At 69.7% G+C, this 21156-nt stretch carries 18 protein-coding genes; 6 read left to right on the top strand and 12 right to left on the bottom strand.

The features are described from left to right. Nucleotides 1-27 precede the first annotated feature (27 nt). Nucleotides 28-3672, bottom strand: a complete 3645-nt coding sequence (locus AC1ROC_RS19705; protein ID WP_493001903.1) for a proline dehydrogenase family protein — start codon at nt 3670-3672, stop codon at nt 28-30. A 157-nt stretch (nt 3673-3829) separates the two neighbouring features. Here AC1ROC_RS19705 and AC1ROC_RS19700 point away from each other — a divergent pair, with 157 nt between their 5' ends. Then, nucleotides 3830-4723 carry a LysR substrate-binding domain-containing protein gene (locus AC1ROC_RS19700; protein ID WP_493001902.1) on the top strand — a complete coding sequence of 298 codons (894 nt, stop codon included), beginning with the start codon at nt 3830-3832 and terminating at the stop codon, nt 4721-4723. Nucleotides 4724-4864: 141 nt separating this feature from the next. On the opposite strand, the gene AC1ROC_RS19695 is transcribed toward AC1ROC_RS19700, so the two are convergent. After that, nucleotides 4865-5176 carry an SdpI family protein gene (locus AC1ROC_RS19695; protein ID WP_493001947.1) on the bottom strand — a complete coding sequence of 104 codons (312 nt, stop codon included), beginning with the start codon at nt 5174-5176 and terminating at the stop codon, nt 4865-4867. 211 nt (nt 5177-5387) lie between these two features. Here AC1ROC_RS19695 and AC1ROC_RS19690 point away from each other — a divergent pair, with 211 nt between their 5' ends. Together AC1ROC_RS19690 and AC1ROC_RS19685 are read left to right on the top strand one after the other, a co-directional pair. Next, entirely contained in the window at nt 5388-7028 is a 1641-nt protein-coding gene (locus tag AC1ROC_RS19690; RefSeq protein WP_493001901.1) for a phytoene desaturase family protein, read from the top strand. A gap of 103 nt (nt 7029-7131) precedes the next feature. Further along, complete coding sequence (locus tag AC1ROC_RS19685; RefSeq protein WP_434950933.1) at nt 7132-7698, top strand: SRPBCC domain-containing protein; 567 nt, start codon at nt 7132-7134, stop codon at nt 7696-7698. An 11-nt stretch (nt 7699-7709) separates the two neighbouring features. On the opposite strand, the gene AC1ROC_RS19680 is transcribed toward AC1ROC_RS19685, so the two are convergent. Then, nucleotides 7710-8666 (bottom strand): DNA-3-methyladenine glycosylase family protein, encoded by a 957-nt coding sequence (locus AC1ROC_RS19680; protein ID WP_493001900.1) that lies wholly within the window; start codon nt 8664-8666, stop codon nt 7710-7712. Nucleotides 8667-8743: 77 nt separating this feature from the next. Between AC1ROC_RS19680 and AC1ROC_RS19675 the strand changes: the two genes are divergently transcribed. Beyond that, nucleotides 8744-10141: an FAD-binding oxidoreductase gene (locus AC1ROC_RS19675; protein WP_493001899.1), complete on the top strand. Its 1398-nt coding sequence runs from the start codon at nt 8744-8746 to the stop codon at nt 10139-10141. Nucleotides 10142-10256: 115 nt separating this feature from the next. Here the strand turns inward: AC1ROC_RS19675 and AC1ROC_RS19670 are convergent, their stop codons facing one another. The 3 genes from AC1ROC_RS19670 to AC1ROC_RS19660 form a co-directional block, all read right to left on the bottom strand. Further along, a complete protein-coding gene (locus AC1ROC_RS19670) occupies nt 10257-10787 on the bottom strand; it encodes an acyl-CoA thioesterase (protein WP_493001898.1) in 531 nt (176 codons plus the stop codon). Between the two features lie 174 nt (nt 10788-10961). Then, entirely contained in the window at nt 10962-12722 is a 1761-nt protein-coding gene (gene menD / locus AC1ROC_RS19665) for a 2-succinyl-5-enolpyruvyl-6-hydroxy-3-cyclohexene-1-carboxylic-acid synthase (protein WP_493001946.1), read from the bottom strand. Continuing rightward, nucleotides 12715-13071 (bottom strand): PLD nuclease N-terminal domain-containing protein, encoded by a 357-nt coding sequence (locus AC1ROC_RS19660; protein ID WP_085371298.1) that lies wholly within the window; start codon nt 13069-13071, stop codon nt 12715-12717. Before AC1ROC_RS19660 ends, menD begins: the two co-directional genes overlap by 8 nt. A 42-nt stretch (nt 13072-13113) precedes the next feature. On the opposite strand from AC1ROC_RS19660, the gene AC1ROC_RS19655 reads away from it, so the two are divergent. Further along, the gene (locus AC1ROC_RS19655) at nt 13114-13398 is read left to right on the top strand and encodes a DUF4229 domain-containing protein (RefSeq protein WP_247597245.1); all 285 of its coding nucleotides are present in this window, start codon (nt 13114-13116) and stop codon (nt 13396-13398) included. Between the two features lie 73 nt (nt 13399-13471). Here AC1ROC_RS19655 and AC1ROC_RS19650 read toward each other — a convergent pair whose 3' ends face one another. The 3 genes from AC1ROC_RS19650 to AC1ROC_RS19640 form a co-directional block, all read right to left on the bottom strand. Continuing rightward, on the bottom strand, nt 13472-14449 hold the full coding sequence (locus AC1ROC_RS19650) for a 1,4-dihydroxy-2-naphthoate polyprenyltransferase (protein ID WP_493001897.1): 978 nt from the start codon (nt 14447-14449) through the stop codon (nt 13472-13474). 82 nt (nt 14450-14531) lie between these two features. Then, a complete protein-coding gene (locus tag AC1ROC_RS19645; RefSeq protein WP_085371309.1) occupies nt 14532-15566 on the bottom strand; it encodes an AMP-binding protein in 1035 nt (344 codons plus the stop codon). A gap of 252 nt (nt 15567-15818) precedes the next feature. Beyond that, nucleotides 15819-16730, bottom strand: a complete 912-nt coding sequence (locus AC1ROC_RS19640) for a 1,4-dihydroxy-2-naphthoyl-CoA synthase (RefSeq protein ID WP_493001896.1) — start codon at nt 16728-16730, stop codon at nt 15819-15821. A 56-nt stretch (nt 16731-16786) separates the two neighbouring features. Here AC1ROC_RS19640 and AC1ROC_RS19635 point away from each other — a divergent pair, with 56 nt between their 5' ends. Next, nucleotides 16787-17779 carry an o-succinylbenzoate synthase gene (locus tag AC1ROC_RS19635; RefSeq protein WP_085371302.1) on the top strand — a complete coding sequence of 331 codons (993 nt, stop codon included), beginning with the start codon at nt 16787-16789 and terminating at the stop codon, nt 17777-17779. 4 nt (nt 17780-17783) lie between these two features. Here the strand turns inward: AC1ROC_RS19635 and AC1ROC_RS19630 are convergent, their stop codons facing one another. The 3 genes from AC1ROC_RS19630 to AC1ROC_RS19620 are packed head-to-tail and all read right to left on the bottom strand — an operon-like array spanning nt 17784 to nt 20942. Further along, the gene (locus AC1ROC_RS19630) at nt 17784-18806 is read right to left on the bottom strand and encodes an HAD-IIA family hydrolase (protein WP_085371303.1); all 1023 of its coding nucleotides are present in this window, start codon (nt 18804-18806) and stop codon (nt 17784-17786) included. Next, nucleotides 18781-19827: a hypothetical protein gene (locus AC1ROC_RS19625; protein WP_179150882.1), complete on the bottom strand. Its 1047-nt coding sequence runs from the start codon at nt 19825-19827 to the stop codon at nt 18781-18783. Before AC1ROC_RS19625 ends, AC1ROC_RS19630 begins: the two co-directional genes overlap by 26 nt. After that, nucleotides 19725-20942 (bottom strand): hypothetical protein, encoded by a 1218-nt coding sequence (locus AC1ROC_RS19620; RefSeq protein WP_143466083.1) that lies wholly within the window; start codon nt 20940-20942, stop codon nt 19725-19727. Before AC1ROC_RS19620 ends, AC1ROC_RS19625 begins: the two co-directional genes overlap by 103 nt. Nucleotides 20943-21156 lie beyond the last annotated feature (214 nt).

Here is a 21156-nt window from a genome sequence, read left to right as displayed (position 1 = left end):
GTCAGGCTACGCCGCGCCTGCCTCCTGTCAGATGACTGTTTCGGAAAGCTGCGTGGGGTTTCCGAACCGGTGGTTGGTGATCGAGATGGCTTGCTCGTGCAGGAACGGCAGCACCTCGATGCGTCCGGACGGCGTGACCTCGTTGGCGTAGACGGCCACATCCGGGCTCCCGCCGAGCGCGGCGGCCAGGGCGGATGCGTCGCCTCCGATCAGCCGGATGCGGTGCGGCCACGTCGCGTGCGACCGGATGCGCGACAGCCAGTGGGCGTCCGACTCCACGACCACCTCGAGCTCACGTTCGCGCAACAGCTGGTGCATCGCCCGCGGCAGCTTCACGGCGGTGCTCACCGTGAACGGCGAGTTGGCGACCGTTCCTGCCGCCATCACCCGCAGCAGCTCGGGCAGCCCCGAGCCTTCCGAGAGCCGGATGGTCACCGGCACGGGACGGTAGCGGAACAGGTTGCGCTCCACCTTGATGTCTGACACGTCTTTGACCGTGTGGTACTCCGTCGCCGCCGCGATGGCGTCGCTGAGCGCCGACCGCCGCACGACGTCGAACGCCGCGTAGTCCATCGACGACTGCCCGGACTCGATGAGGTCGGACACACGCTTGTCCAGCCCGCGCAGGTGGAGGCTGGCGCTGGAGTTGCCCGCATCCGGCACCCACGACCCGAGCCCGATCAGGTAGTTCGGTCCGCCCGCCTTCGTGCCTGCGCCGACCGACGAGCGCTTCCACCCGCCGAACGGCTGCCGCTGCACGATGGCGCCGGTGATCCCACGGTTCACGTAGAGGTTTCCCGCTTCGACGGTGTCGAGCCAGAGAGTGAGTTCGTCGGAGTCGAGCGAGTGCAGCCCCGCGGTGAGCCCGTACTCGATGGCGTTCTGGTAGCGGATGGCCTCGTCGAGGTTCTTCGCGGTCATGATCCCGAGCACAGGACCGAAGAACTCGGTGAGGTGGAAGTACGACCCCGGCTGCACCCCGGCCCGGATGCCCGGCGACCAGAGCTTCCCCGTCTCGTCCAGCTGCTTCGGCTTCACCAGCCATTCCTCGGATGCGCCGAGCGTGGTGAGCGCGTGCAGCAGCTTGCCGGAGGCCGGCTCGATCAGCGGACCCATCTGGCTCGTCGGGTCTTGCGGATAGCCGACGCGCATGCTCGTCACCGCGTCCACCAGCTGGTGACGGAAGCGGTCGGAGTTCGCGACGGACCCGACCAGGATGACCAGGCTGGCCGCCGAGCACTTCTGGCCGGCGTGCCCGAACGCGCTCTTCACGATGTCCGCGACGGCGAGGTCGTAGTCGGCGCTCGGCGTGACGATGATCGCGTTCTTGCCGCTCGTCTCGGCGAGCAGCGGCAGGTCCTGCCGCCACGACCGGAACAACTTGGCCGTCTCGTACGCTCCCGTGAGGATCACCCGATCCACTCGGGGGTCGGAGATGAGCGACTGGCCCAGGTCGTTCTCGGCCACGTCGGCGAGCGCCAGAAGTTCGCGCGGGATGCCCGCCTCCCAGAGCGCTTCGACCATGACGGCTCCCGAGCGCTTGGCCTGGGGAGCCGGCTTGATGATGACGCCGCTGCCCGCGGCGAGCGCGGACAGGACGGAACCGGCGGGGATGGCGACGGGGAAGTTCCACGGCGGGGTGACCACCGTGAGCTTCGACGGCACGAAGCGTGCACCCTGGACAGCATCCAGTTCTCGCGCCCTGCTGGCGTAGTAGTGGGCGAAGTCGATGGCCTCGCTCACCTCCGGATCGGCCTCGGCGATGGTCTTGCCCGTCTCGGCCGCCATGACCTCGATGAGCCGGTCGCGGTTGGCCGCGAGGGCGATCCCGGCCCGGTCGAGCACCGTGGCGCGGTCGAAGCCGCTGCGCGCGCCCCAGGCCTCTCCGTTGATCCGGACGGTCTGGATGAGCGTCTCCAGCTGGGCGGCGTCGGTGACCGCTGCTGCCGCAATGGTGTCGGCCCCGAGCGACGAGGTGGCCGACCTGGCCAGGATCTTCCGACCCCACGACCGGTTCGCGGCCAGCGACGGGTCGGTGTCCGGCGCGTTGTGGAACCCGCGAGTCACCTCGACGGGCACGGGCTCGCCGGCGACGATCCCGTCCCCGCTCGACCCGCGACGCAGCCCGAGCACCACGCTCGTCAGCCCCTCGTCGCTGCCGGCGACCGGCTCGGGCGCCGCCGGGCGCGTGAACTCGTCCGCGCTCGCCTGGTCCCACTCGCGCGAGCGGTCCTGCTGACGGTTCGGCAGCGGGGCCACTCCCCACGGCTGCTTGTCGGCTTCGAGGTCGGCGATCGACGCGAGGAAGCGCTGTTTCTCCCGCTCGAACAGTCCCGCATCGGAGTCCAGTTCGAACACCGCGGACATGAAGTTCTCCTGGCTCGCGTTCTCTTCGAGCCGGCGGATCAGGTAGGAGATGGCCACGTCGAACTCGCTCGGGTTCACGACCGGCGTGTAAAGGAGCAGGCTGCCGACGGTCTTCTTGACCGCCTCGGCCTGGGCGGTGGCCATGCCGAGCAGCATCTCGAAGTCGATGCCGTCGGTGACCCCGCGGCGCGAGGCGAGCAGCCACGCGTATGCCACATCGAAGAGGTTGTGACCGGCGACCCCGATCTTCACCGCGTCCGTGTGCTCCGGGGTGAGCGCCCAGTCGAGCACCCGCTTGTAGTTGGTGTCCGTTGCCTGCTTGCTGCCGTAGGTGGCCAGCGGCCAGTCGTGGATGGCGGCGTCCACGCGCTCCATGGCCAGGTTGGCACCCTTGACCACGCGGACCTTGATGGGCGCTCCGCCGACCACGCGGCGCTGGCTCGACCACTCGGTGAGCGTCTGCAGCGCATCCAGAGCATCCGGCAGGTAGGCCTGCAGCACGATGCCCGCTTCGAGCTTCACGAACTCCGGCTTGCTCAGGATGCCCGTGAAGACCGCCATCGTCAGGTTGAGGTCGCGGTACTCCTCCATGTCGAGGTTGATGAACTTCGGCGTGGGCGACGACGCGGCCAGCTGGTACAGCGGCGTGAGCCGCTCGACGACGCGCTCGACCGTCTCGTCGAACGACCACATCGACAGCTGGGACGCGATCGACGACACCTTGATCGAGACGTAGTCGACATCGTCGCGGGCGAGCAGCGCACGCGTGCCCTCCAGTCGCCGCGCGGCCTCCTTCTCGCCGAGCACGGCCTCGCCGAGCAGGTTGAGGTTGAGCCGGGCGCCGTGACCGTTCGGGTCGTCTGGGTTGCGCAGGTGCGCGATGGCGGGGCCGAGCTTCTCCGGCGTCGCGTCCACGACGAGGTGGCCGACCATCCCGCGCAGCACCCGGCGTGCGATCGGGATGACGATCCACGGCAGCACGGGACCGAACACACCGCCCAGCCAGATGGCGAACCGCATGTACCAGGGCAGGAACGACGGGATGTTCTTGGCGACCTTCTGCAGGTTGTAACCGGCGACGAACAGGTCTTGCGGCCGGGCGACCCCGTCCACGAATCCCACGGCGAAATCGAGCCCGTGCGGGTCTTTCAGCACACCGGCGAGACGCTCGGCCGCCGGGTCTTGCTTCGGCGTGGCGCCGTCGACTGTCGCGGTGCTCTGGGCGAGCCAGGTGCGCACGAGTTCGACCGCGTCTCCCGCGATCTGCGACGGGCGCGTCTCGTTGCCATCCGTGTGATTGACCATGTCCACGACTGTATTCCTCGCTGCTCGGGTGATCGCTGAGGCCCGTGAAATCTGTGCAGAAGTGACCCCTGTGGAAACAGTGTGCGGCCCAAGTATCATCAGGAAAAGCGAATGTTTTCGAACGATATCGTTCGACTGAACCGAATGAAGGCACCGGATGCTCGACGTGCGCAAACTCCGCCTGCTCCAGGAACTCAAGGTGCGCGGCACCGTCACTGGCGTCGCCGAGGCGCTCTCCTACTCTCCGTCCTCGGTTTCCCAGCAGCTCTCCGCCCTGGAGAAGGAGTCCGGCGTCACCCTCCTCGCCAAGGCCGGCCGCCGCGTCCAGCTCACCGCCCAGGCGGAGATCCTGGTGCGGCACACCGCGGAGATCCTCGACCTGCTCGACCGTGCGGAGGCCGAGTTGACCGCATCCCTCACCACCGTGGCCGGGGTCGTGCGCGTCGCCGTCTTCCAGTCCGCGGCGCACGCCATCCTGCCGCACGCCCTCTCCACACTTGCCTCCGAGTACCCGGAACTCCGCGTCGAGGTCACCGAGCGAGAGCCGGAGCAGGGCCTCTTCGAAGTGTCCGCCCGCGACTTCGACCTCGTCATCGCCGAGCAGTATCCGGGCAGCACCCGCGGTCTCCGCGCCGACCTCGACCGCGTCGAGCTCGCGACGGACGCCATCCACCTGGCGAGCAGTCCCGACCCGGATGCGCGGGTCGCCACTGCGAGCCTCGCCGGAGCCGCCTCCCTCCCCTGGGTGATGGAGCCGCAGGGCACGGCCGCGCGCACGTGGGCGGTGCAGCTGTGCCGCGCCGCCGGTTTCGAGCCGGATGTGCGCTACGAGACGGCCGACCTCATCGCACACATCCGCCTGATCCGTTCCGGGAACGCCGTCGGCATCCTCCCGGATCTGGTGTGGGCGGGCGACGCCCCGAGCGTCCGCCTGATCGACCTTCCCGGCTCTCCGCGCCGCACCGTCTTCACCTCGGCCAGGCGCTCGTCGGCCGAGCGGCCAGGCGTGGTCGCGTGCCGCGACGCCCTCGCCCGCGCCGTGCCGTCCTGACAGCCGACGGGGTTCAGACGCGGACGGAGCGCCATCTCCGGTAACGCATCGCCTGAGCGCTTCCGTTCGCTCGGAGGTCAGGCGAAGGCGGAGCAGCCAGCGTCCGGTCCGAGTGTCGTTCCTTTGCTTCTATGTTTCTGTTCAAGGTGAAGGCGTTGAGGCACTTCTTGCAGCCCTCTCGGCAATCACGCCCGCGCAGATCAGGACTGTGATGAGCGCAGCGAAACCCGACAGCATGACCAGGGCGACAACGCCCTCCGAGGGACTCTGTGAAATGAGTGCCACAGCTCCGCACACGACGCTCGCTGTGTACGCAGTCAATGCAGAGCTCCTGAGCCACGGCCTAGCGGCATCGTGCCCGGCACGCCAAGCCTCATCCGAAGCCAACGTCGCGCGAGTCTTGATCCCGAGCGAACGATTCCGCGGCAGGCCTCTCCGAATGGAGGCGTGCACAACGCTGAAAGCAGCACCAGCCACACCGAAGAGAGCCGCTCCGACTATCAAGACCAGCACGTTCCTCAACACCTCCGCTTCTGTTAAATATTGAATTTCTAAGATTAGACGGTACTATCATCGCTGTCCGGAGCGCAACCCGGCCCGTTTGTCCTGACCCGATGACACCCCGCGTTGAAGCCGGATCGGCCGTCCGAATAGGCTCAGACGCATGACCGCCACTTCCTCCCCCACCACTGCGCCAGAGCAGGCGCCGACGCACGATGTCGTGATCGTCGGCGGTGGCCACAACGGACTCACCGCCGCCGCCTATCTGGCACGAGCAGGCAAGAGCGTCATCCTTCTGGAACGCCTCCAAGCGGTGGGCGGCGCGGCGGTCAGTGCCCAGGCGTTCTCCGGCGTCGACGCCTGGTTGTCGCGCTATTCGTACCTGGTCAGCCTGTTGCCGCAGCGCATCATCGACGACCTGGGGCTGCGCATCCGGTTGGCGCGCCGGCGGTACTCCTCCTATACGCCCGTCCCCGGCGACGAGTCGGGGGCGGCGCTCCTCATCGACAACACGGACGCCGACGCGACCGCCGCCTCGTTTGCCCACATCGGCGCGGCCGACGACGCCGCCGCGTTCTCCGAGTTCTACGAGACCACCGGCGCCCTCGCGCAGTCCCTCTGGCCGACGGTCACCGAACCGCTCCTCACCCGGAGCGAGGCGAAGGCTCTGGTCGGCGACGACGAACTGTGGCAGAGCGTCTTCGAGCGCCCGATCGGCGAACTCATCGAGTCGAGGATCTCCAACGACCTCGTCCGCGGTGTCGTGGCGACGGATGCGCTGATCGGCACTTTCGCGAGCGTGAGCGACCCGTCGCTCGCGCAGAACCGCTGCTTCCTCTATCACGTCATCGGCCAGGGCACCGGGCAATGGGATGTGCCGGTCGGAGGCATGGGCACGGTCACCGGAGAACTGGCCAGGGCGGCACGCGAGGCGGGCGCCCGCATCGTGACCGACGCCGAGGTCACCTCGATCAGCCCGGACGGCGCCGTCCGCTACGACCGCCACGGCCACGAGCGCCGCGTGGTGGGGCGGCACGTGCTCGTCAACGTGGCCCCGGATGTGCTGGACGCCCTCCTGAGCGAAGGCGAAGCCGACACCGAAACCAAAACCGACACCGACACCGACACCACCCCACCCCGCCCCCGCGCGGAGGGCGCCCAGGTGAAGGTCAACCTCCTCCTCTCCCGTCTCCCCCGCCTCCGCGACGAGGCCGTCGATCCCGCAGCGGCGTTCGGCGGCACCTTCCACATCAACGAGACGTACACGCAGCTGGAGGAGGCGTTCGCCGGGGCGGTCCGCGGCGTCATGCCCGACCTCATCCCGTGCGAGATCTACTGCCATTCGCTCACCGATCCGAGCATCCTGGATCCGGAGCTGGCCGCATCCGGAGCCCAGACGATCACGGTCTTCGGCCTGCACACCCCGGACCGCTGGCTCACCGACGACAACAACGATGCCACCAGGCAGCGGCTTCAGGATGCGGTGGTCGCCTCGCTCAACTCCGTCCTGGCCGAGCCCATCGAGAGCCTGCTGCTCACCGATGCCGACGGCAACCCGTGCATCGAGACGAAGACCACGCGCGACATCGAGCACGCCCTCAACATGCCGGGCGGCAACATCTTCCACGGCCCGCTCTCCTGGCCGTTCGCCGAGGACGACGACCCGCTCGACACCCCCGCCCGGCGGTGGGGCGTCGCGACCAGGCATCCGCGCATCCTGATGTGCGGTTCCGGTGCGCGCCGGGGCGGAGCGGTCAGCGGTCTCGGCGGCCACAACGCCGCGATGGCCGTGCTCGAGGGCTGACACCCGACGCCCGAGCGCGCCTCGACGTGTGAGGACTCACACCGCACGCACTGCCGGAAACGGCGCAACGTGACTAGTGTGAGGATTCAGCGGGAGGTGCACCATGATGCCGCAACCAACGGGTCGACTCGTTCGCAAAGACGACGGGGTCTACGTGGTCCTGGACAGGATCTTCAAGGCGCCGATCGAGGATGTCTGGTCGTATTTCTCCCGATCTCCGCGCCTCAGCGAGTGGATCGGGCAACTCACCGGAACACCGTCCACCGGCGCAGCCCGGTTCCGGATGAACGCGGCGGGTGACGACGCCGACTGGGAGAACGTCACCATCCTGGAATGCGACGCCCCGCACCGTTTCGCCGCAGACATCGGGCCGTCGAACACGTCGCGGCGGGTGTACGTGCACCTCACCGAGGCCAGCGGTCACACGACCGTCACCCTCGGCCAGCGCCTCCGGTCGCTGAGAGAGGAGGCGGACATCGGCGTGAGCTGGGACTACTACCTGGACCGCCTGCTCGCGGCCCGCACCGGCAAGCCGATGCCGGACTGGAACGACTACGACCCGGCGATGCTGGAGCACTACGAGAACCTGTGCAGGGAGCTCGACCACGACATCAAGGCCGAGCACGCGACCCTGCACGCGGTGGACAGGGCGAACGGCACGGACGGCTAACGCAGCCCAGCTCAATGCCAGCGGTGGTCCTGCAGCGTGATGCGCGGGCCGCGCCGTTCGAATCGGTGCCCGCTGGCCAGGATGAGCCGGATGACCCTCTGACGGTGTCCGGCCCACGGGGCGAGCAGTTCGAGCATCCCGTCGTCGTCGACGCGCTGCCCGGTGAGCGCCTCGCCGACGTAGTGCGCGAGGTGGTAGTCGCCGACGCTGACGATGTCCGGGTCGCCCGTCGCCCGCTGCAGGGTCTCCGCCGCCGTCCACGGGCCGATGCCCGGGATGGTCTGCAGAGCGCGGGCGGCCGCATCCCGCGTCTCGGCCCGCTCGACAGCGCGTTCGAGGGACGCGGCGACGGCGAGCGCCGCCTGCGCCGTGCGAGCCCTGCCGGGGTCGACTCCCGCGCGGTGCCAGTCCCACGACGGGATGCCCCGCCACTGGATCACGGTCGGAACGACGCGCATCCCGTCCGGTGCCGGTCCCGGCGCGACCTCGCCGAACCACCGGAGCAGCCTCGCCCACGAGCGGTACGCCTCCAGGCTGGTCACGCGCTGTTCGATGATGGCGGGCAGCAGCGCTTCGATCAGCCGGTTGGTGCTGGACAGCCGCATCCCGGAATTGCGTCGCCGGCTGTCGTGCAGCAGAGGCGTGCCGCTCACGTCCAGGCCGTCCCAGTCGTCGTCGCGGCCGAGCAGCGCGGGCACGGCAGTGATCGCCCAGTCCGCCCCCGGTCCCCAGGCCGTCGCGCGGACGCTCCCGTCCGCCCCGGGATACCGGATGCGCACGGTCGCCGCCCCGACCGGCGTGCGGAACGTGCGCCACACGCCTCCCGCATCCCACCTGGTCGTCGGGTCGTGCGGGCCGCGGCCGAGGACGGAGAGCGTGCTCCGCACATCCACCGGCGACGCCGGCCGGTACACCGTCTCGACAGCGCCACCTGCGGCGGCCGGCGCTGTCGGAAGGGCGGTGCTCATGCAGGGAATGCTACGTCAGCCCGCTGACGATATCGGCTGTGATTCCTTCTGTCGGCGGTCTCCCATACATTCTCGTCATGGGAATCGAAATCAACGACGATGCCGTCGCGGCACTCCGCGGCGCCATCGCAGGAACTGTCTACCTCCGGGGAGAAGAGGGGCTCGCGGCCGAGGTCGCGTGCTTCAACCCGGTGGTCGTCCACGATCCGGACATCGTGGTCGCCGTCACCGACGAGAACGACGTCGCCGAGGCCGTCCGCTTCGCGCGCGACGCCGGCATCCCGGTGCGGCTGCAGGCAACCGGTCACGGCTCGGAGACTCCGATCGTCGGCGGCATGATCATCTCCACCCGTGCGCTCGACACCATCGCCATCGATCCGGATGCGCGGCTCGCCGCCCTCGGCGCCGGCGTGCGCTGGGCGCCGGTGATCGTGGCGACGGCGGAGCACGGTCTCGCGCCGGTCACCGGTTCGTCCACCAGCGTCGGCGCCGTCGGATACACGCTCGGCGGCGGCGTCGGCCCGCTCGCCAGGAGCCACGGCTTCACGTCGGACTGGGTGCGCAGCTTCCGCGTGGTCACGGCCGACGGAGAGACGGTCGTCGCCGACGCGGAGACCAACCCGGAACTGTTCTGGGCCCTCCGCGGCGGCAAGGGCGGCCTCGGCGTCGTCACCGAGATGACGCTCGAACTGGTTCCGCTGCGCACCCTGTACGGCGGCAGCGTCTTCTTCGAGGGCGACGCCATCGTCCCGGCGTTCCAGGCCTGGGTGGACTGGTCATCCGCGCTGTCCGAGGAGGCGACCACCTCGGTGGTCTTCCTGCAGATCCCGGACATGGAGGGCCCTCCTCCCCCACTCCGTGGCCGCTCCGTGCTCAGCGTGCGCTTCGCGTACCCCGGCGACGCCGCGGAGGGCGAGAAGCTGTTCGCCCCGATGCGCGCCGCCGCCCCGGTCTACCTCGACGTCGTCGCCGAGATGCCCACCACCGCGGTCGCCACGATCCACAACGATCCGGAGCAGGGTGCGCCGAGCTGGATCCGCGGCCTGATGCTCGACACGTTCGACCGGGATGCGGCAGACGCCCTGATGGCGGCGGCCGGCCCCGGAACGGACTCACCGTTCCTCGCGCTCGAGATCCGCCAGCTCGGCGGAGCGACAGCTCGGGATGTGCCGGGCGGCTCAGCCGTCGGCGGCCGAGACAGCAGGTACACGGTGTCGACCCTCGCGGCGAACCCGGCCACCTTCGCCGAACTCGCGCCCGCCCGCGCCGCAGCCGTGACGGCCGCCCTCGCCGGTCACGTCTCCACGATCACCAACGTGAACTGGTCCGCCGGACTCAGCGACGAGGTGGCGTTCGAGCACACCTGGCCCCCGGCGATCTTCGACCGCCTCGCCGCCGCACGCGCCACCTGGGACCCCCGCGGCGTCTTCGCCTTCGGCCCCACCCCGGCTCCGGCCTCCGCCCCGACCCCTTGATAATCGAGTCCGAACCTGTTCACGCGACACGCCGTACGGCCGCGTGAACAGGTTCGGACTCGTTCAGCGCCCCTAGCGCGAACGGGCCGCCCGGCTTCCGCCCGGCCCGCCCGGCTCACTCGGCCCAGACGCTCGGCGCTTCGGCCTTGGTCGACGGGAGCGCCGCATCTGCGCCCCACTGCACCAGCCACTCCGGCACAGACACGTCGGAGGGTGCGACGCCCACCGCATCCAGCAGCTCGTCGTTGGTCACGATCCCGCCGCTGCGCTTCAGGAACCGCCCCCGGATGAACGCCTGCGTGTAGATCTCGCCCTTCACGGTGAACCGCTGCTCCACATACACGGCCCGCTCGTCGAAGCCCAGGATGCGCGACTCCACCACGAACGGCTGCCACAGTTCCAGCGACTTCCGGAACGAGATGGTCTCCGACGCGACCACCGGATACCAGCCACGCTCTTTGAAGATCGCCCACACCCCGCTCCGCGTCAGCAGGTCGAACCGCCCGATGTCCGCGATCGACAGATACACACCGTTGTTCATGTGCTTCAGAATGTCGAGGTCGGTCGGCAGCACACGGAACCGGGTGCGGGCAACATCCCAGTGCCCCAGCCGGGCGCCGAACCGCGAGATCAGAGCATGAAGCATCGTCCGAAAGATCATGTGCACCCGACGATGCTAGCCAAGCGCCAACGCCCGCTCACTTTCGTTGTCGACGGCCTCCAAAACCCGGGCACGTGGTGCGGCGGTGGGTTGTGCGATCCGTCGCGACGGCGCGCGGCCGCTCCCCGAGCGACCGGCCCGACCAGGGCCCTACCCGGCTCACCGCTCCAGCGGCACCTCGACGATGCTCACGCCGGCGGGCGGTGCGGACAGCGCCTGGTCGAGCTCGCCCTTCGTCCGCACGACGCTGTACGCCCACCCGTACGCCTGCGCCAGCAGCGCCAGGTCGATCTTCTGCGGCGTGTACAGCACGCGGTCGAACGCGTTCGCGGGGGCGCTCGACGCCACCTCGAGTCCGTCGAAGATGGTCCCGCCGCCGTCGTTGCCGACGATCACCTGCAGGTGCGGTCGCCGCTCGCCTTCGCCGAACAGCAGGGACCCCACGTCGTGCAGCAGGGTGATGTCACCGAGCAGCACGCGGGTCACCCCCGTGGGCGCTCCTGCCGCTTCTGCGGCCGCCTGGCTTTCCAGGGCGATGCCGATAGCCGTGGCGACGGTGCCGTCGATCCCGGCGAGTCCGCGGTTGGCGTGCACGCGCAGCTTCTTCCCCGGCACGATGCGGTCCGCATCCCGCACCAACCGGGATGCGCCGAACAGCAGCCGGTCGTGCGGCCAGGTGTAGCGCCACAGCGCCTCGGCCAGCAGCGGCCGCGTGATGGGTGCGCGCACTGCAGCGAGTTCCGCTTTCGCGAAGGCGAGCGCGTCGGCGCGGTCGTATGAGCGCGCCTTGTCGACGTCGGGCGCCGTCGCGGCCGGGTCGGCCGCCTGCTCCGCCGCCTCGATGAGCCGCCTGCTGCCGAACACCCAGCTGCCCACCCATGCGCGCACCTCCGGCGCACGCAGATCGATGGATGCTGCCGGCAGCACGCGCCCGACGATCCGCGCCCGATGGCCGGGGTTGTACGCCTGCTTCCCGCGCGGTGCCACGACGATCACCTCGACGTCGGCGCGCGTGAGCAGGGCGGGAATCTCGCGGCTGAGCGTCGGGTGCCCGAACACGACAGCGCGCTCGACGCGCCCGCCGAACGTGTCCTCGTGCAGCAGCTCGCGGTATGCGACGACGAGGTTCGGCCCGAACCGCGACCCGCTCGACACCTCCGCGAGCAGTGGTGCCCCGGATGCGCGAGCGAACTCCTCGGCGTCTGGTCCGGCGTCCGCTCCCGCGATCACGACGGTGCGCGGCCCATCGGCGAGCTCGATGGTCTCGCGGCCGAGCGCATCCGGCCCTGCGGTTGCAGGATGCTCGCCGGTCTCGATCCGCCCCAGCTCGGGGACCGCCACCGACAGTGGCTCGCGGAACGCGACGTTGAGGTGCACCGGGCCGGGGTCTCCGCTGTCGGCACCGACCGCCTCGCGCACGGCGGCGAGCGCGGTCGCGGCGGCGGCATCGAGTTCGCCGGCTGCGCCGTCCGGCGCGGGGATGTCGCGCGTGGAGCGCACGGCCACGTCGTAGAGGCCGTCCTGCTGGGTGGTCTGGTTGGCGCGGATCCCGCGCAGTTCGTCCGGCCGGTCGGCGGTGAGCACGATCATCGGGATGCCGGATTCGTGCGCTTCGAGGACGGCCGGGTGCAGGTTGGCCGTTGCGGTGCCGCTGGTGGTGATGACGACGGCGGGTGCCCCGCCTTCACGTGCGAGGCCGAGCGCCAGGAATCCGGACACGCGCTCGTCGATGCGCACGTGGAGCCGGGCGGAGCCGGAGCGTTCGAGTTCGGCGGCGACGAGCGCGAGGGCCTGCGAGCGTGAGCCCGGGCTGACGATCAGGTCGCGGACGCCGGCGCTGACGAGCCCGGTGAGGAGTGCGATGGAGTAGTCGGTGGCGGGGTTTCCCGTGGGTGCGGGTCTGGTGAGGGGTTCACCCATCCCGGCGGCCGGTTTGGTCGTTGTCTGGTCCGTTGTCATCGAGTTCGGCGAGTTCCTTCTCCAGCTGCCGGATGCGCTCCTCCTGGTCGTGGTCGACGCGGAGGCGCTTGAGGAATTCGGGGTCGTCGTCCGGTGCGACGGTGCGGCGTCCGATGCCGCTCTTGCGTCGACCGCGTCCGATGAGGAACCAGAGCACCCCGCCGATGACCGGGAACAGGATGATGACGAGAAGCCAGACGGGCTTGGGAAGGCCGCGCACTCGCGAACGGTCGAACAGGGCGCAGTCTGCCACGGAATAGATGTAGAAAACCGCGGCAGCGACGCCGAGGACTATCCAGAGGCGAACCATGTGTCAATCGTAACTCTCAGAGAGTGTCTCTAAGCTGGGAGGGTGAAACGCATTCCCTCGTGGGTCACCTATACGGTGCTCAGACTGCTGTTGTTCGCGATCCCGCTCGCGATCCTGCTGGTGCTGCGCATCGAATGGTGGATCGCGGTCATCGCGGCAGCCCTCATCGGGCTCTGCCTGTCGTACATCTTCCTGAGCAAGCCGCGCAACGCGGTCTCGAGCGACCTCTACGCCGCCCGCCACCGCGATAAGCCGGCCACCACGGTCGACGACGACGCGGAAGACGCGGTCGTCGACGCGGTCGACCACCCGGACAAGTCCGCCTGATCAGTCCCGTCCAGGCGCGACCGCGCCTGCGCCAGTGCGTGCGTCTGCGTCTGCAGGAATCCCCGCGCCTGCGTTAGAACGCGTACGCCGCCCCGAGCGCCAGCGCGACCAGCAGCCCGGTGAAGCTGGTGAGCTGCAGCGCGGTGACCAGCTCTCGCGGAGTCTTCGCGAACAGTGTGATCGCACACGCGGGCAGCGCGGCCAGCAGGGCGAACATCCCGAACCAGGCGAACGGGTACAGCAGCGCGAGCACCGCCAGGATGCCGAACGGCACCAGCAGGAACACGCAGAAGACGATCCGGGATGCGACGTTGCCGAGAAGCACGGCGAGCGTCCGCTTGCCCGCCTGCTTGTCCGGCCCGATGTCCCGGATGTTGTTCACCATCAGCACGGCGCACGCGATGAGCCCCGCGATGACCGCGCCGAACCAGGCTTCCTGGTTGACGGCGCCGGACAGCATGTAGGTGGTACCCGCCGTCGCGACGAGACCGAAGAACACGAAGACGAACACTTCACCGAGCCCGAAGTAGCCGTACGGCCGCTTTCCTCCGGTGTAGAACCACGCCGCGACGATGGCGGCCGCGCCCACGAGGATGACCCACCAGTGCTGGGTCAGCAGCACGAGCGCCAGCCCGGCGACCGCCCCGAGCGCGAAGAAGACGAGCGCAACGGTGAGCACCCGCTTGGGCGCCGCCCGTCCAGAACCGGTCAGCCGGCTCGGCCCCACCCGGAACTGGTCCGTGCCCCGGATGCCGTCGGAGTAGTCGTTCGCGTAGTTGACGCCGATCTGCAGGAACACCGCGACCGCGAGGCAGAGAAGCGCACGAACCGGATGCCAGATGCCCGCTCCGTCAGCGACCTTGGCGGCCCCGACACCGATGATGACGGGCGCGATGGCCAGCGGAAGCGTGCGCAGGCGCGCCCCGGCGATCCAGTCGGATGCGGTCGCGGGCTTGACCTTGACCTTCGCCGCCCCCGGCCGACCGCTCTTGCCGCCGTTGCCGCGCTGAGCGGGCGTCATCCGTTGCATCCGTGGCTTGTTCTGACTCATCACAGAGCGAATCGTAACAACAACCGCTATGCCGTTTCGTCCGCCCCCGTCGCTCGTCGCATCGCGCGCACCGTGCCGCGCCTCACCCCCGCCTCGCCCGCTCGCCCCGCGCGCTCTCCGCGATCCGCCGCGCAGCCACCCGGTCCGGCTTGCCGCTGCTGAGGTGCGGAAGCACATCCACCTCCACGACCTCCGCAGGCGCCGCCGCCCTCCCGACCTGTTCCGCCACATGAGCGCGCACTGCGGCGAGCTCGGTGGCCGCTGCAGCCCCGCCACTCTCGACGACCACAACCGGCACCTGACCCCACTCGGCATCGTCCGCCGCCACGACGACCGCGCCGCCGAACCCGTCCAGAGCCCGAACCGCCCCCTCGACAGCGTCGAGCAGCACCTTCTCCCCACCGGAGATGATCACGTTGTCCGCACGCCCGAACACCCTCACCAGCCCGCCGTCCACCGCGCCGAGGTCTCCCGTGCGATACCACTTCTGCCCATCCGCCTCATGGAACGCGGCCGCCGTCCTATCCGGGTCGCCAAGGTAGCCTTCCGCAAGCACCGGCCCCGCGATCTCGAGCAACCCGTCCACCGACCGCACCGCGGTCGTGCCGATCGGACGCCCGTCGTACACGCACCCGCCCGCCGTCTCACTCGACCCGTAGGTGCTCAGGATGCGCGCCCCCGCGTCCAGCGCGCGCTCGCGCAGCTCCGTGGTCAGCGCCTGACCGCCCACGAGGATCCCGTCGAATCGCCGCAGAGCGTCCGCCACCACCCTGTCGCCGGCCTCCGTCGCCGCGACCAACCGCGCCAGCTGCACCGGCACGAGCGAGACGAACCGCAGGTCGTGGGTGAGATCTCGCGCCACCTCGGCGAACCGCCCGGGGTCGAAGTGGCCATCGCCATAGAGCACCGGCTCCGTCTCGGCCGCAATCGACCGCACCAGCACCTGCGCTCCCGCGACGTAGTGCGCCGGCAGGGCGAGCATCCACTGTCCCTGCCCGCCCATCGCGCCCGCCGAGGCCGCCGCACTGGCCAGCAGCGCGTCCGCGGACAGCGCCACCCGCTTCGGCACTCCCGTCGACCCGGAGGTCTCGATCACGAGCGCGACGTTCTGCCCCACCCGCTCGCTCTCGCCCGGCCACACCCGATCGACCCGCCCATCGTCGAGCCGTCCACCATCGAACCGCCCACCGTCGACTCGCCCACCGACGCGCCGACCGCCCCCGCCTTCCCGCGGCACCACCGCCGGCCCTCCGCCGCCGAGCGCATCCCGCAGCGCCTCGAACACCTCATCCACCCGCGCCGAGTCCACCACCCTCAACGCCCTGGTCACCGCGTCCTCCGCCTGCACACCACGCTCACCCTGCCGCGCTCAGAACTGCCATGGGAACGGCGACCAGTCCGGCGCCCGCTTCTCCAGGAACGAGTCGCGTCCTTCGACGGCCTCGTCGGTGCCGTACGCCAGCCGCGTGGCCTCACCGGCGAACACCTGCTGCCCCACGAGTCCGTCGTCCACAGCGTTGAACGCGAATTTCAGCATCCGGATCGCCGTCGGCGACTTGGTCAGGATGTCGTTCGCCCACTCCAGAGCGGTCGTCTCGAGTTCCGCGTGCGGCACGACCGCGTTGACCGCGCCCATCTCGTACGCACGCTGCGACGAGTACTCCCTGGCGAGGAAGAACACCTCGCGCGCGTTCTTCTGCCCGATCTGCCTGGCGAAGTACGCGCTGCCGTATCCGGCGTCGAACGAACCCACATCCGCATCCGTCTGCTTGAACCGTCCGTGCTCGGCGCTCGCGATGGTGAGGTCGCAGACCACGTGCAGCGAGTGCCCGCCTCCGGCCGCCCACCCGGGAACGACGGCGATCACCACCTTCGGCATGAACCGGATGAGCCTCTGGACCTCGAGGATGTGCAGCCGCCCACTGCGCGCAGCGTCGATGCCCGTCGCCGTCTCCCCGTCCGCATACTTGTAGCCGTCTCGCCCCCGGATGCGCTGATCGCCTCCCGAGCAGAACGCCCACCCACCGTCTTTCGGACTCGGCCCGTTGCCGGTGAGCAGCACGACGCCGATGTGCGGGTTCGTGCGCGCATCCTCCAGCGCGGCGTAGAGCTCGTCGACCGTGTGAGGTCGGAACGCATTGCGCACTTCTGGCCGGTTGAACGCCACGCGCGCCACCCGTCCGGCGACATCGTGGTGATAGGTGATGTCGGTCAGCTCCTCGAAGCCGGCGACCTCGTTCCACGCGCTCTGGTCGAAGATCTCTGAGACTGCTTTTGCCATGAACCCAGCCTACGGTTCACCATCCCGCCGCGGACCGGTCGTGCCAGACTTGTGGAATGTTGCCCGAGCTCGCCGACCTGTTGAAAACTGCACGCGTCGTCGCGCTGCCGATGACGGCGAAGTTCCGCGGCATCACGGTTCGTGAGGCGGTGCTGTTCGAGGGCCCGGAGGGCTGGACCGAGTTCTCCCCGTTCGTCGAGTACGACGACGCGGAGGCCGCGCACTGGCTGCACGCCGCGATCGATTTCGGCTGGCACGCCGCCCCACCCCTGCTCCGCGACCGCATCCCGGTCAACGCGACCATCCCGGCTGTCGCCGCGGATTCCGTGGCCGAGATCCTCACCCGCTATCCCGGCGCGCGCACGGCCAAGGTCAAGGTGGCCGAGCCCGGCCAGACCCTCGCCGACGACGTCGCTCGCGTCCGCGCGGTCCGCGACCTTCTGGGGCCGGAGGGGCGCATCCGGATCGACGCGAACACCCTGTGGAACGTCGACGAGGCCGAGCACGCCATCCACGCGCTCGCGCCGTTCGACCTCGAGTACGTCGAGCAGCCCTGCGCGACCGTCGACGAGCTCGCCGAGATCCGCCGCCGGACGAAATACATGGATGTTCCGATCGCCGCCGACGAGAGCGTGCGCAAGGCGTCCGACCCGCTCGCGGTCGCGCGCGCCGGCGCAGCGGACCTCCTGATCGTCAAAGCACAGCCGCTCGGCGGCATCCACTCCGCCCTGCGCATCGTCGCGGAGGCCGGCCTGCCGATCGTCGTCTCGAGCGCGATCGACACCTCGGTCGGCATTGCGATGGGCGCCCACCTCGCCGCGGCCGTTCCGCGTCTCGACTTCGACTGCGGTCTCGGCACGGCCGCGATGTTCGTCGAGGACGTGACGGACGAGCCGCTCCTCCCGGTCGACGGCAGCATCCCCGTCGTCCGTCCGTCGGTGTCCGGCGCGCGACTCGACGCCCTCGCGGCCGACGACGACCGCCGCGACTGGTGGCTCGACCGCGTTCGCCGCTGCTACCGCCTGGTCGAGCGCGCCGCAGCGCTCTGACCGCTCAGCTGTACAGCTTCTCCGGGACTTCGAGTCCGTAGATCGCCCGCCCAGAACCCCAGATCACCGCGCACGCCGCCCGCAGCAGGTTCAGCTCGTCGCCGCCCTCGCTCAGGATGCGCACGTCGTTGCCCTCGATCGCCACCGAGGCGTCGCCGACCGTGGCCGTCCGCCCGTCCTTGCTGAACTCGGTGACCGGATACGGTTCGCTCAGCCCGCGCAGGTCGGCGAGGATGTATGTCGGCCGCGAGTTCGCATCCGCAGCGATCAGCTGCTTGGCCCGATCCACCCCGGTCAGCACGAGCACCGAGTCGATCCCCGCGCGATTCGCGCCCAGGATGTCGGTATCCAGCCGATCGCCGATGAACAGTGCTTTCGACGAACCGAACCGCGTGACTGCCTCCTCGAAGATGGCGACCTCGGGTTTGCCCGCCACGATCGGAAGGCGGCCGGCGGCCGTGTGCACAGCAGACACGAGCGTCCCGTTGCCCGGGGCGATCCCGCGCGCGACCGGGATGGTCCAGTCGGTGTTTGTCGCGACCCACGGCCGCTCCTCGTCCGTCCGACCCTGCAGCGCGAAGGCGGCTTCAGCGAGCTGGGTCCAGCCGATCTCCGGCGCGAAGCCCTGGATCACGGCGGCCGGGTCGTCGTCGGCGGAACGGGTCACGGAGAACCCGCCCTTCTGCACCTCGTCGACCAGCCCGTCCCCGCCGATGACCAGGATGGTCGCGCCGGCAGGGACATGCTGGGCCAGCAACCGCACGGCGGCCTGCGGCGAGGTCACCACATCGCTCGGCGCCACCGTCAGGCCGAGGTCGGTGAGGTGTCCCGCGACGGATGCGTCGGTCCGGGATGCGTTGTTCGTGATGTAACCGACTCGCACGGTTTCGGCGGCCTGGTTGAGGCTCTCCACGGCGTGCGGGATCGCGTCGGCGCCCTTGTAGACGACCCCGTCGAGGTCGGCCAGCACCAGATCGACTCCGTCGAGCGGGGTCACGGTCTTAGCGCTCCGTCGAAACAGGGCCATCGGTCGCGTCATCCTCCGTGTCGTCGCGGTCATCGTCGCCGGCGCTCACGGGCATGGCGTCGGTCGAGTCGTCTTCGTCTTCGTCGGCGCCGTTGTCATCGGCCTCAGCGTCGGAATCGTCGTCATCGTCATCGGAGTCATAATCGTCGTCGTCCTCGTCCTCGTCGTCCGAGTCCTCATCCAGGTCCTCGTCGTCCGCCTCGTCGAGCTCGACGTCGTCCTCGATCTCGATGACCACATCCGCATCGTCATCGAACGTTCCGGCGTCACCGATGGCGATACTGTCCTCACCGTCGATGTCGAACTCGTACTCTTCCTCGACGACGTCGACAGTCTCGTGTTCGTCCATCGAGAGCGCCTCGCCGATCGCCTCCTCGGCACGGGTCGCACGTTCCCGCCAGGCCTCGGATTCCTCGGTGCGTCCGACTTCGCCGAGCACGTCCGCGTAGGCGTGGAACAGGTCGGGACTCCAGCTGTACGCCCGGTTGGGGTCGAGCTGCGGAATCTCGAGCTCGGCCAGTGCGGCATCCGGCTGCTCAAGGTCGAGGCGGGCACCGGACATCGCAATCGCCAGGGACACCTGCACGTCGTTCGGCAGTGTGGAACGGTCGACAGAACGACCCAGCTCAAGCGCGCGATCGGGGCGTCCTACGCCACGCTCGCTGTCCACCATCAGCGGCAGCTGCTCGTTGGATCCGGAGATCCGGCGATACGTGCGCAGCTCCCGCAGCGCGAGGGCGAAGTCGCCCGTCGCGTACGCGGTGATCGCGAGCGTCTCCCGCACGACGGCGATACGACCCGCCCGCCGAGCGGCCGAAAGCGCGTGCCGGTGTGCGAGTTCCGGGTCCTCTTCGATCAGTTGCGCGGCCATCACCAGGTGACGCGCGACCCAGTCGGCGTTGTCCTTGCTCAGGGTCTTCAGTTCGACGCGGGCACCCTTGTCGAGGTCGCGCGCCTGCACGCTCTCCGGGATCTCCGGGTCGTCATGGCGCGGACGAACCGATCGCAGTTCGCGCGCCATGCGCTCTTCTTCGGTGAGCTCGCGCTCGTAGTCGCGCGCATCGCGGTCGCCACGAGCCGGCCGTCCGTCCCTGGTCCACAGCTTGTCGCCGTGTCCGCCGCCGTCGCGTCCAGCTCCGCGTCCGCCGCCATCGCGGTCGTAGCCACGGGATGCGCCCCCACGGCTACCCGCCGGAGCCCCGCCGCGCTGCCCGTCGCGCCCACCGCGATAGCCATCGCGCGGAGCACCCTCACGGGGTGCGCGGTCATTGCGGTAGCCATCACGGGGAGCACCCTCACGCGGCGCCCGCTCACTGCGGTAACCATCACGAGGAGCGCCCTCACGCGGCGCGCGGTCGTTGCGGTAGCCATCGCGCGGACCACCCTCGCGAGGTCCGCGATCACTGCGATACCCATCACGCGGCGCACCGTCGCTGGGGCGCCGATCGTTGCGGTAGCCATCGCGCGGAGCACCCTCGCGAGGTCCGCGATCACTGCGATACCCGTCACGCGGAGCACCATCGCTGGGGCGCCGATCGTTGCGATACCCGTCGCGAGGAGCACCATCACGCGCGCCCCGGTCACTCCGGTATCCGTCCCGCTTCTCGCCATCACGCGGAGCACGGTCATTTCGATATCCGTCTCGTGACCCACCGCTGCGCGGAGCACCGGCAGCACTGCCGTTCCCGCGGTAGCCACCCGAACGCTCGCCGTCCCGGCCACCGCCTGCTCGGTATCCACCCTCGCGGGGAGCGCGGTCGCTGCGATATCCATCCCGTGGTGCACCCTGACGCGGGGCCCGGTCACCGCCGCGCCCACCGTCGTTCGCGTCGCCACTCCTGCCGCGGTAGCCGTCGCGCGGACCGCCGTCCCGCGAGGCAGGATAGCCGCCGGAACGCTCGCCGTCGCGCGGCGCACGATCATTGCGGTACCCGCCGGAACGCTCACCATCCCGCGGCGCACGATCATTGCGGTACCCACCCGAGCGCTGACCGTCGCGGCCGCCCTCTCGGGGTGCGCGATCGCCACGATAGCCGCCATCGGAGCGCTGGCCGTCGCGCGAGTTGCCGCCGCGTCCACCCTGGTTCGGGCGACCCGATCCGCTGTCGGATCGGCGCGGTCCGTTGCCTCGGTCACCATCGGAGCGTGCACCGGATGCGCCGCCCCGATTGTCGGCGCTGCGCGCGTCTCGCTGGTCGTCTGCCGGTGTATCGCTCACGACTTCTCCTGTTGGGTGGCGGGCCTGTCGCCCAGCCTATGTCGTTGGTGGTGTGGTCTGTGTGGTGTTGTGGTGGTGTTAAATGCGAAAGAGCCACCCGGTGTGGGGTGGCTCTTTCTAAAAGGAGTCCGG

It is taken from the genome of Leifsonia sp. GW821-FHT13C05, from assembly GCF_058806515.1.
This window is presented reverse-complemented; position numbering and strand designations above follow the sequence as displayed.

What these genes read in the sequence shown, in the direction of transcription:
- AC1ROC_RS19705 (WP_493001903.1), bottom strand. Translation starts at nt 3,672, where the DNA reads ATGGTCAATCACACGGATGGCAACGAGACGCGCCCGTCGCAGATCGCG.
- AC1ROC_RS19700 (WP_493001902.1), top strand. Translation starts at nt 3,830, where the DNA reads ATGCTCGACGTGCGCAAACTCCGCCTGCTCCAGGAACTCAAGGTGCGC.
- AC1ROC_RS19690 (WP_493001901.1), top strand. Translation starts at nt 5,388, where the DNA reads ATGACCGCCACTTCCTCCCCCACCACTGCGCCAGAGCAGGCGCCGACG.
- AC1ROC_RS19685 (WP_434950933.1), top strand. Translation starts at nt 7,132, where the DNA reads ATGATGCCGCAACCAACGGGTCGACTCGTTCGCAAAGACGACGGGGTC.
- AC1ROC_RS19680 (WP_493001900.1), bottom strand. Translation starts at nt 8,666, where the DNA reads ATGAGCACCGCCCTTCCGACAGCGCCGGCCGCCGCAGGTGGCGCTGTC.
- AC1ROC_RS19675 (WP_493001899.1), top strand. Translation starts at nt 8,744, where the DNA reads ATGGGAATCGAAATCAACGACGATGCCGTCGCGGCACTCCGCGGCGCC.
- AC1ROC_RS19670 (WP_493001898.1), bottom strand. Translation starts at nt 10,787, where the DNA reads ATGCTTCATGCTCTGATCTCGCGGTTCGGCGCCCGGCTGGGGCACTGG.
- menD (WP_493001946.1), bottom strand. Translation starts at nt 12,722, where the DNA reads ATGGGTGAACCCCTCACCAGACCCGCACCCACGGGAAACCCCGCCACC.
- AC1ROC_RS19660 (WP_085371298.1), bottom strand. Translation starts at nt 13,071, where the DNA reads ATGGTTCGCCTCTGGATAGTCCTCGGCGTCGCTGCCGCGGTTTTCTAC.
- AC1ROC_RS19650 (WP_493001897.1), bottom strand. Translation starts at nt 14,449, where the DNA reads ATGAGTCAGAACAAGCCACGGATGCAACGGATGACGCCCGCTCAGCGC.
- AC1ROC_RS19640 (WP_493001896.1), bottom strand. Translation starts at nt 16,730, where the DNA reads ATGGCAAAAGCAGTCTCAGAGATCTTCGACCAGAGCGCGTGGAACGAG.
- AC1ROC_RS19635 (WP_085371302.1), top strand. Translation starts at nt 16,787, where the DNA reads ATGTTGCCCGAGCTCGCCGACCTGTTGAAAACTGCACGCGTCGTCGCG.
- AC1ROC_RS19630 (WP_085371303.1), bottom strand. Translation starts at nt 18,806, where the DNA reads ATGGCCCTGTTTCGACGGAGCGCTAAGACCGTGACCCCGCTCGACGGA.
- AC1ROC_RS19625 (WP_179150882.1), bottom strand. Translation starts at nt 19,827, where the DNA reads ATGGCGCGCGAACTGCGATCGGTTCGTCCGCGCCATGACGACCCGGAG.